The sequence below is a fragment of the Tenacibaculum sp. 190524A02b genome (assembly GCF_964036645.1).
Lineage (GTDB): Bacteria > Bacteroidota > Bacteroidia > Flavobacteriales > Flavobacteriaceae > Polaribacter > Polaribacter vairaonense.
The window spans coordinates 1073409-1083930 of sequence record NZ_OZ038525.1 but is presented as its reverse complement, the minus strand read 5'-3'; the positions used below and the strand labels follow the sequence as shown (position 1 = coordinate 1083930).

At 29.4% G+C, this 10522-nt stretch carries 8 protein-coding genes; 2 read left to right on the top strand and 6 right to left on the bottom strand.

Going from position 1 to position 10522, the window contains the following annotated elements:
- Nucleotides 1-305 precede the first annotated feature (305 nt).
- From guaB to ABNT65_RS04235, 6 genes are all read right to left on the bottom strand, one after another.
- Complete coding sequence (guaB, locus tag ABNT65_RS04260) at nucleotides 306-1781, bottom strand: IMP dehydrogenase (RefSeq protein ID WP_348747255.1); 1476 nt, start codon at nucleotides 1779-1781, stop codon at nucleotides 306-308.
- A 135-nt stretch (nucleotides 1782-1916) separates the two neighbouring features.
- Complete coding sequence (locus ABNT65_RS04255; RefSeq protein WP_348706780.1) at nucleotides 1917-2636, bottom strand: hypothetical protein; 720 nt, start codon at nucleotides 2634-2636, stop codon at nucleotides 1917-1919.
- 82 nt (nucleotides 2637-2718) lie between these two features.
- A complete protein-coding gene (locus ABNT65_RS04250; RefSeq protein ID WP_348747254.1) occupies nucleotides 2719-5193 on the bottom strand; it encodes a TonB-dependent receptor domain-containing protein in 2475 nt (824 codons plus the stop codon).
- A complete protein-coding gene (locus ABNT65_RS04245; RefSeq protein ID WP_348747253.1) occupies nucleotides 5168-6538 on the bottom strand; it encodes an HTTM domain-containing protein in 1371 nt (456 codons plus the stop codon). The genes ABNT65_RS04250 and ABNT65_RS04245 overlap by 26 nt, the downstream gene beginning before the upstream one ends.
- Nucleotides 6531-7640, bottom strand: coding sequence for an imelysin family protein (locus tag ABNT65_RS04240; RefSeq protein WP_348747252.1), 1110 nt, complete (start codon nucleotides 7638-7640; stop codon nucleotides 6531-6533). Before ABNT65_RS04240 ends, ABNT65_RS04245 begins: the two co-directional genes overlap by 8 nt.
- Before the next feature lie 124 nt (nucleotides 7641-7764).
- Entirely contained in the window at nucleotides 7765-8946 is a 1182-nt protein-coding gene (locus ABNT65_RS04235) for a DUF4856 domain-containing protein (RefSeq protein ID WP_348706786.1), read from the bottom strand.
- 292 nt (nucleotides 8947-9238) lie between these two features.
- Here ABNT65_RS04235 and ABNT65_RS04230 point away from each other — a divergent pair, with 292 nt between their 5' ends.
- On the top strand, nucleotides 9239-9652 hold the full coding sequence (locus ABNT65_RS04230; RefSeq protein WP_348739883.1) for a DUF1842 domain-containing protein: 414 nt from the start codon (nucleotides 9239-9241) through the stop codon (nucleotides 9650-9652).
- Nucleotides 9653-9775: 123 nt separating this feature from the next.
- Nucleotides 9776-10516 carry a hypothetical protein gene (locus tag ABNT65_RS04225; protein ID WP_348747251.1) on the top strand — a complete coding sequence of 247 codons (741 nt, stop codon included), beginning with the start codon at nucleotides 9776-9778 and terminating at the stop codon, nucleotides 10514-10516.
- Nucleotides 10517-10522: the final 6 nt, after the last annotated feature.

The window sequence follows — 10522 nt, the reverse complement described above, 5'->3', positions numbered from 1 at the left end:
TTTGTAAACTTTAGATATAAAAAAAACCCACTCAAAAAATTGAGCGGGAAAATTGCTATGAAAAAGAAAAGAATTTAGGACGTCTCCTAAATCTGTTACAAATGTATAATAGTTTAGGAATATATTATGTTAAAAAACGTATATTTTTAGATACCCAATACCCCTGAAAAAAAACTAAGGGCTTATAGGTATAATTACTACAACGCCAAAATGTAACTTTTTATTTTTTTATACATTTACATAAAAACAGACTAAGGGTTAACCCTTAGTCTGTTTTTTAATATTTAAAACTTTATAAATATAAATTACCTCCTACTATAGTTTGGAGCCTCTTTTGTAATGGCTACATCATGTGGATGGCTTTCATTAATACCTGAAGATGTAATTCTAACAAACTTTCCTGTATTTTTTAAAGTATCTATATCTTTTGCTCCACAATATCCCATTCCAGCACGTAATCCTCCTACAAATTGATGAATACTTTCATATAACTCGCCTTTATAAGGTACTCTACCTACAATTCCTTCAGGAACTAGTTTTTTAATATCATCTTCTACATCTTGAAAGTATCTATCTTTAGAACCTTTTTTCATAGCTTCTACTGATCCCATTCCTCGGTATGACTTAAACTTCCTACCTTCATATATAATAGTTTCACCAGGTGATTCCTTTGTACCAGCTAGTAAAGACCCTAACATTACACAATCGGCACCAGCAGCAATAGCTTTTGGAATATCCCCTGTATAACGAATTCCTCCATCTGCTATTACAGGTACACCTGTTCCTTTAACTGCTGCAGCTACTTCTAATACTGCTGAAAACTGTGGAAATCCTACTCCAGCTACCACTCTTGTTGTACAAATTGAACCAGGACCGATACCAACTTTTATAGCATCTGCACCAGCTTCAACTAAAAATTTAGCTGCTTCTGGCGTGGCAATATTTCCTACAACTACTTCTAATTCTGGAAATTTATTTTTTACTTCTTTTAAAACTGTAACTACTCCTTGAGTATGTCCATGTGCAGTATCTATAATAACAGCATCTACACCTGCATTTACTAACGCCTCTGCTCTATCTACAGCATCGGCAGTAACACCTAAAGCAGCAGCGACTCTTAGCCTACCGTATTGATCTTTATTTGCCGTAGGTTTTAATGTAAGTTTAGTAATATCTCTAAAGGTTATTAAACCTACTAATTTGTAATCTTCAGTAACAACAGGTAATTTTTCAATTTTATTCTTTTGTAAGATAACTTCAGCATCTTTCAATGAAGTTCCTTCAGCTACAGTGATTAGTTTTTCAGAAGTCATTACTTCTATAATAGGACGTTGATTATCTTTTTCAAAACGTAAATCTCTATTGGTTACAATTCCTACTAACGTATCATTCTCATCAACCACAGGAATTCCTCCAATTTTATGCTCTTTCATGGCTGCTTTTGCATCATATACAATTGCAGTAAGTGGTAACGTAATTGGATCTATTATCATACCACTTTCGGCTCTTTTAACCTTTCTAACTTCTTGAGCTTGTTGCTCAATAGTCATATTTTTATGTAAAACCCCAATACCTCCTTCTCTAGCAATAGCAATAGCCATTGCAGATTCAGTTACAGTATCCATTGCAGCTGATACTATTGGCACATTTATCGTAATATTTCTAGTAAATTTTGTTTGAATACTTACTTCTCTTGGCAGTACTTCTGAATAGGCTGGAACTAACAGTACATCATCATATGTTAATCCTTCTCCTACAAATTTTGATTGGTGGGCGTTCATATATGTAATCAATTTTGCTCTTTTAAGAGAGCTGTGTGTTGTTAAAAATTAATTACGTGCAAATATACTATAATTATTTTTATAACATAGTTTAAGCTTATGTTAAGGAATTATAGTTTTAGAGAAAAGATAGAGTTATGAAATTTTATCGTATTTACTATTCCAGGCGTACTTACTAAAGTTTTTACCTGATGAAATTCCGTAAAACAATGCCCAACCTATTGCTCCTTTTAAGTAAAACATAAAAAGTAATAGAATATAAACAAAGGTTGCTTTATCTCTAAAAAAAATAGGATAGGTAATTAACGTTAATATGCTACTAATTATAAATAGTGTTAATGCTAAATTTTCAATATTTTTAACTGACCAGTATTTTAACTTTCTCAATGGATGTAAGTCTTTTCCCCATTGATGTATTAAGTAATAATAGTCATTTCTTATAGGTACAAATAATAATGGATCATCTGCTTTTTTTAATTTAAATAATTTAGAAGGAGCAATTATTTTAAATCCTTTTAATGTTATTTGATGGTCTTTTTCCAGCTGTCTTATTTTTGTAATTGCTTCAATAGGAAATTCGCCTTTAAATAAATGAGTATCTAAAAATCGTAAACGATAATCAATACAGATTTTTTGTATTTGATTAATATGAAAAATGGAGTCAACTTCTAATTTTTGTTTTAGAAGCTCATTATTGATTACTTGTGAATTTTTCTCTAATCTATTTTTTATATTTTGATACTGATTATCTAAATCATTAAAAACTTCTTCTACCCAATTTAAAACATTAGTATTGGTAAACTCTCTACCTCTAATTTTTACTAATTCATCTTTTAAATTGATAGGTTTTAACATACCGATTTTGTTTGGTATAAAGATACTTATAAAATCAGTAAGCTAAAAACTGTATTTAAAATAGCTTTTATTTAAAACTCTTCTAAATTTTAAACTGCAATGTAAAATAATAACTTCTAGGTGATGAAGGTATGATTCCTGGACCTGGGTATCCTGTTGCTCTTCTAGTAAAATAACTTTCATTTAATAAATTATTTACACCTGTTTCAAATTTCCATTTTTTATAAGAATATGAAAAAGAAGCGTCCATAATTGAATAAGCTGGAATTGGTCCTATAGTACCATAACTTGGATGTGAAGCATCAACTTCTGCATGTGTAGCATCTGTATATTGTTTTGATAAATAAGTATACTGAAGGCTTCCTAAAAAGTTTTTATATCCAAATTTAAGCCCTGTTTTTAAGTTAATTTGAGGAATAAACTCTACTTGATTTCCTAACGCTGACTTTTCTTTAGATTTAGTATACTCAGATTCTGTTACAGCCAAATTAATAAAAGAATTTAGAATGTAGTTTTTAGAAGGTACATTAAAAACATTAGCCAAATTTACATCTACAAAACTTTCCAACCCGTAAATAAAAGCATCTCCTGTATTGGTTCTTAATCGGTCTCCTTTATTAGGACCTTCTGTTACCCAAAAAACTCCAATTCGTTGGTTGTAGAATAAAGCAAAACCACTTACATCATAAATTATATAATCTTTTAATTTTCCTCTAATTCCAATATCTGCTGTTCCTCCTTTTTCATCATCAATATTTTCATCTACTACAAATGTTGGACTTACAGTACGAATATCATTAAAAGTAACTGAACGATAGTTTTGAGAAGCATTAGCATACAGTTCAACTTCTTTTATTGGTTTATAACTCATTCCTACTCCTAATAAAACAAATTTTCTTTCTTTTTGTCTATTATCTTCATAATTGAAAATTCCACCTGGTAATGGATTTCCTGCTCCATCTCTTAAAATAGTTCTGTAGGTACCACTACCTTCAGTTTTAATATATTCAAATCTAAACCCTGGTGTTATAGAAAAATGATCTGTAATATTAAATATCTGCTCTCCAAATAAAGCTAAATTCAAATTAGGGAACTTAAAATTTGATTTATTATCATAAGTTGGATACTCATTATCTTTAAATGTAAAGTCTGCTTCTACTCCATCTGCTCCAGCTCCTTGTTGTTCTGAATTATTAGCTTGATAATATTTGAATCCTATTAAAAATGGATTTGACTGATTTCCAATATCATATTTTGATAAAAATCGTGCTTCAGCTCCCCAATTTTTATAAGTTCCAGAAATTAGATCTCTATTATATACATATTGCCCATTTTCAAAAACATCCGGACTCGTAATTGGCACTGTTCTATAGCCTAATGCTTTTCTTGAAGCATCTAATCCAAACAGATTAATACTCATTTTAGAATCTTCTGTAAAACTATGTTTAAATTTTAAAGCCCATAAATTCCAGTTTACTCTAAACCAGTTTCTATCTCTATTACTTTGTAAAGGATCTTCTTTAAACATAGTATCTGTTAAACCTCCCGCTTGTTTTGCTAAATAATTTAAATAAGTAGCCTCTACTGTTAAAGAGGTTTTGTTTGTAAAATGATGTTCAGCATGCGCGTAGATATTAATTGATTCAAAGTTTGAATTGGGTCTAAATCCGTCTCCTCTTTTATAATTTGCGTACCCATAATACCCCGTTTTATCAACAGTACCACTTACACTATTGAATGAATTAAATAATCCATAAGAACCAATAGATTGCCTTGTAATTAACTCGAACTCCTTATCTTTATTAGGTTTATTAAACTTAAAATTTAATAAACCTCCAAACTGAGTTCCATATTGTAATGATGCAGCTCCTCTAATTACCTGAATTTCTTCAAGAGCATCTGCAGGAGGTGTATAATAACTTTCTGGATACCCTAATACATCTGCGCTAATATCATAACCGTTTTGCCTTGTATTAAAATTTGATGTCCTATTTGGATCTAATCCTCTTCCTCCAATATTTAATTGTAACCCCGCATCATCATTTTCATAAATATTCAAACCAACTACTTGACTATATATTTGGCGTGCATTATTTGCTGCTCTATTTCCTACTGTTTCTCCTATAAGGACTACTTCTGTCTTTTTACCTGCATAAATAGCTGTTCCTTCAACTGGTTTTAAACTTTTCATGCTAAATATTTTTCTTTTACGTTGGTTTATTAAAACCTCAGACAACTGTTCATCTAACCTCTCTAAAGTTATATTTAACTTTGTATTTGCTTTACTTAGATCAATTACTTTCTCTGAAATTTCATAATTAAATGAAAAGAAAAGTAATTCATGTTTCCCTTTTGAAAGATTAGTTATTTCGTATTCTCCTAATTTATCTGAAATAGTTGTTTTTCCATTTCCGTCAACGTAAACTTCTACATTACTAATAGCTTTTCCTTCATTATCAGTTATTTTACCAAAAATTTTGTATTGACTATAGCTCGAACTAGCTATAGTGAAAAGTAAAATGAAAATAATACTATAATCCTTTAATTTTAATTTCATGATTAAAAGGTATAATCCAATTTTTATGTTTAAAACTATCTTTTTGTTGATATAAATCTATGGTAGGCTCTATAAAACGAGTACTTAACCTTCCATTTAATGTTACATGACTATCTACAAAAACTTGTGGCGATTTCATTCCCTTTTTTTTAAAAGTATCCCCCAAATAGTGAGCATATTCTAATATAAAATCAGGTTGAAAACTCATTTGCTTCTCTTGTATTTTGGTCAAATAATCTTGATTATCTATATATATATGTTGCTTTGTTTCTTTATCAATCACTTTAAATTCGGCATATCCGGCTTTTTCAATTAACATTACTCTCCAAGAAAAACGATAACCTTCTTCAGTCCAAAAAAGTTCTCCTGGATATAGTAAATATCGAAAAGGAAAAAGTAATTGAATCGTAAAAAATATTGCGAGTGCAATAATAGTTATTTTTTGAGTTCTGGAACTTATATATGCCTTATTAGTATCAAAACATTCTTTTGATATTTTAAATAACGAAGAAATTACCTCTAAAATTTTATGATGTACTTTCTTATCAAAAAAGATAATTGTTGCTACAATCATTATATAAGGGAACATTCCTATAGAAAATAATATTCTTGTAAATATGTGAAATACTACTACTAAAATGAATCCAATTTTTCGTGTTCGCTTAAAAATCAAAAGAAAAGGGATAGTCAAGTCATATATAGCTCCTGACCAACTCATGGCAAAGTGAAACCATGTTTTAGGCATGAATTCTCCTATTATTGGAATTGTATTTCTTATTGGTAACCATATATTAAGCGGTGAAGCTCTCAATAACCAATCTGAATTTAATTTAGCTAAACCTGCATAAAAATAAACAATACATAGCATTAATTTAATACTATCAATAGTCCATCGTGGTATTTCTTGAAAAGCTTTTTTTTTATCTAATTTGGCATCTAAAGAAAAATACGCATTGGCTGGCAACAGTGTTAAAAGAAAACTAATGATACATACAAAGTAGTAATGATTTAGATAGTGTGTTTTATCCATTAATTCTATATAGGTAAAACACAAAAAAAATGAAATAATAGCTAAGCGATACTTATACCCTATGGTTATACAAATAGAAGCTATTATACATATTATAAATAGCAAGTATGTATATTCTCCTATAGGTTTAACCCATTCAAAACCATAAAAAGAAAAGAAAAATTTTGGTTTAATGTATAAATCTTCAATCCAACCTTTGCTCCAAAACCGCAATAAACTTATAAACATTAATAAACCAAAAAAAATACGGAATACAGCTAATGGAGCTGAATCCGTATTTTTTTGTAAGTATTTTTGAATACTAATTTTAGTCATTATCAGTATCCGTAGAAGTGTTCATCACACTCATAGCACTCATCATATCTGGCTTAAAGCTTTTTAATATTGCTTGTATTGCATCATAAGTATTTAAAAACACCACTTTTTCTGTTTGAATTTGGCCATGAAAATTATCTTTTAGTTTATCTGACATTTGTTCTAACGCATTGAACTTAGTGTTTATAACATCAGCTAAATCTTTACGTTTTAAAAACTCTAAATATTGTTGTAAACTAGTTCCTTTACTACCAGAATATGAAACTCCTTGGAAGAAATTTTTAATAGCAGTTAAACTAGTTGTATATAATAACTTAGAAATATCTTTTTTATAGAAAGCTTCTACTTTTTCTGGTACAGCTATCCCTGTTTTGGTACCTGCTGGTATACCTATTTTAGGGTCTCTAAATTGTTTTTCATAAAAATCTACTACATAGAAGTTTACTAACTTATCTACACTACTAGTAATTGTATACCCGTCATTATTTACAAACTCATTTCTATAAGCACCTTTCCAGTCATCATAAACCATTTTAGTTAACTTATTTAACCTTTCAGTAATGTCTTTTAAATAATTTTTAAACTTTGCTGCATCTGTAGCTGTAGTATAAAAATCAATAGTTTCTTGATCAGTACCTAATCCATTTAGTAAATAATCTAAGGCAGGTAAACCTTGTACTGCTGTTAAGTTAGGAGATTCTAAATTGTACGATTCAGATTCAGCATAAGATTTAATCTTATCTACATCAGTTGGAATCGTATTTATATTACCAACCATATTTAACTGCTGCGCTTTACCTACTTGAAATAAAGCTACTTTTTGCCAAGAAACATAAGCAGCTTGCCATGCACTTCTTGTATTTGTTAAGTTACTTTGAGTTGGAGTTTTCGTAAAATCTTGTACTGAGTTATTTAACTCATTTGTTTTACTATTAAAATCAGTATACGCAGGAATAATTATTTGATCTGCCCAAAAGGCTAACATTTCCTTTCTGTTAAAACTATCAGGATTCCCTTCTCCTGTCTCTCCTCCTCCATTTGAGTCAGAGCCACCACAGCTCAATAACACAAAAAGAAAACTAAAAAAGAATATTTTTTTCATAATTAATTGCTTTTCTTTTGAAAACGTTGACAAAAGTAAAAAATAGCTATGTAAAGACATAGCTATTTTTAATTTATTCTAAATAATATTAACAAAATTGTTTGTCAACATCTAAAAATTGATTTTATAAACTAAGTGCATCAGCGGCTGTGAAACCAAAATATCTAGCTAACCTATCAGCTATTTCTTGTAGCTTATCATCAGTTACAGACCATAATCCATTATCAGCTTCTAAAGCTTCTATTGATGCTTTAATTTGATTTTCTTCTACTTGTTTTCCATTAATATGAACAAAACGTAATGACTTTACAAAACCATATCCTTCCGATAAAGAATGTAATTTATTAGCGTCTCTAGTACCTTTACCTTTTTGTAAATAATAAACAGCCATTACCCCAACAACTTTAGAAATTTCTGTTCTAATTATCTCAGCTTGTTTATTAACTAACTCATAATCTTTAGCATCTATTGCTGCTCTACCTAATTTAAAAGCATTGTATACTTCATCAAAAATACCTTTAAACTTTTTACCTCCTTCTACTTTCTTTAAATATTTATTTAATAAAGAACCTCCTTCTCTAGAAGGTGATTTAGTATCAGTTTCTAATCCAAAAACATATCCATAAGCTTCATCCCAACCATGTTGTAAAGCGGTATAATTTTTAGTATCATCATTTTTATACGGTGTCCCTGCTTCATGTCCAGCTTTGTTATCCTCAAGATATTTTTGTGATACATATTTATTAACTACCTGATCTACAATCACAGACCCTATTAATGTTTTAGCAAAAGCTTGGTTATATTCAACACCTTTAGCATTTACATAGGCAGTTCTTGAACCTGTAACTACTTTTCCTGCAATACCAGCAGAAGCATCTTTATCCCAGTTAGCATATAAAGTTGTAGCATGATCTTTTAACCATCCATCAATTTTTACTCTTAAAGCGTCTTCTTCAACAGAAGAAGTATTAGAGTTTGTAGCTGCTGCAACTGTTTCTCTTAATTTTTTACCTGAATCGTTAACTCCTAATTCATCTGGAAAACCAGTTCCATTTGTAAACATTTCAACTAATTGAGCTTCAGTTTTAGTATTTTTCCCTAAAACAGATTTTAACTCGTTAATCATTTTTAAACGAGCTACTTGCCCTGAAAAACTCACATTAGAATTTCCTTTAACGTCACTAAAGTCGTACGTTGCTGGTGCTACAACTTCTTGTTTTGTTGGTCCTGGATCGTTATTATCATCAGAACATGATGTAAATACCATTGCGGATACTGCTAACATCGATAATATAACCTTCTTCATTTTATTTAGATTTAATTTTAATAAAATTCAATGGCAAAATTATACAAGTAATTGTAATCTCCAAATTTTATTTGGATTTATTTTAAATAAATATTATTTTATATTAATATCTAAGTTTACACTCATACTTAAATCACTAACGTTCAAGGATAATAATATAAAAAGTTATAGAATAAAAAATATATTTGAGTAAGAAATTCATGAATCATTACGTAGCTACACTATGATTTTTAATGGTGATATCCGAAAAACCAACTTAAAAGAGTAGGAATATTTTAAAAACTTTAAAATTATGAGTACTGTAAACGAAACTTCTTCTGCAACTAAAGCTTTAGCTGATGCTTATTTAGCTAAAGGAACTATTGGAAATGTTGGGCTACCCGGAGCTCCTGTAGCACATTTTTCATTAGTTGTATCTCCATCAAGAAACACTGTTTCTGGTATTGTTGAAATCACTCAAGCAATTGATAGACCTAGCATTAAAGTAAATGTAGCTGGTACTATCAGAGCTACAGGTTACGGTAAAGTTACTAAAATAGTAAACTTATCTGGTGAATATGTAGTATCTGTGCCACCACCAGCAATTGGAAGCTACTTAGAAAAATTCACAGCTTATATGGATATTGATAATAGTTGGAATGGAATTGGTGGGTTTACATATGGAAGTCATGAAGTAAATGATGTTCCTGTAAAATCTGCAGAATAATTCATTCAATTAATTAAACGACGGGAAAATCGCTCTTTAAAAGAGTGATTTTCTATTAATTATTAATGTAAAAGTCTTATATATTTAGTGTAAATAAGTTAATTTTAATAAAACTTAACAATTATGACTACAGCTACCAAACCAACTTCAGATTTAGTTAAAGGAATTTCACCTCAAATTGTTAATGAATTAAGTAAAGAAATTAACAATATGCTTTCTTATGCTATTTACAACGGTATTATTATCAATACAGAAGTGAATAGCTTGATTCAGAATAGTAGTGTTGATGATTTAATTAATGCACATAATTTATTAGCAAAAAACATCTCTCCTGCTACACCAAAATCTATAGAATTTACTAAAAGATTACGCTCTTCTGAAACTAAAAAATCTATTTTTAATAAGCTTCCGTTAGTTAGAAATTTAATCTTATTAGCGTTAACCTTTCTTCTACTTTTCATAATTACAGGGTTATCTCCACAAGTAAACAATCATTCTTTAGATGAAGGAATTATGAATAATAATGGCATTTCACTACTACTAAATTTAGCTTTTTTATCTTCTGTTGCTGGTTTAGGTGTTTTGTTTTTTTTATTAAAAAAAGTTAGTGACTCATTAAAGAGTTGCACATTGGTTCCTGAAGAATCTATATCATATATAGCTCAAATTATTTTAGGCATTATTGCCGGATTAATTTTATCTGAAATTATTTCTTTTTATTCTTCAGATCCTAAAAGTATTAATTTATTTAGTAAGAGTATACTCGCTTTAATAGGTGGTTTCTCTTCGGATGCAATTTTTACTGTTTTACAAGGAATTATAGATAGAATCAAAACAATTTTTACATCACCAATTATAAGATAAGTAAAG

Bases quoted from the DNA above. Each gene is read 5' to 3' on its own strand.
- ABNT65_RS04250 (WP_348747254.1), bottom strand. From the start codon at position 5,193: ATGAAATTAAAATTAAAGGATTATAGTATTATTTTCATTTTACTTTTC.
- ABNT65_RS04235 (WP_348706786.1), bottom strand. From the start codon at position 8,946: ATGAAGAAGGTTATATTATCGATGTTAGCAGTATCCGCAATGGTATTT.
- ABNT65_RS04230 (WP_348739883.1), top strand. From the start codon at position 9,239: ATGAGTACTGTAAACGAAACTTCTTCTGCAACTAAAGCTTTAGCTGAT.
- ABNT65_RS04245 (WP_348747253.1), bottom strand. From the start codon at position 6,538: ATGACTAAAATTAGTATTCAAAAATACTTACAAAAAAATACGGATTCA.
- guaB (WP_348747255.1), bottom strand. From the start codon at position 1,781: ATGAACGCCCACCAATCAAAATTTGTAGGAGAAGGATTAACATATGAT.
- ABNT65_RS04240 (WP_348747252.1), bottom strand. From the start codon at position 7,640: ATGAAAAAAATATTCTTTTTTAGTTTTCTTTTTGTGTTATTGAGCTGT.
- ABNT65_RS04225 (WP_348747251.1), top strand. From the start codon at position 9,776: ATGACTACAGCTACCAAACCAACTTCAGATTTAGTTAAAGGAATTTCA.
- ABNT65_RS04255 (WP_348706780.1), bottom strand. From the start codon at position 2,636: ATGTTAAAACCTATCAATTTAAAAGATGAATTAGTAAAAATTAGAGGT.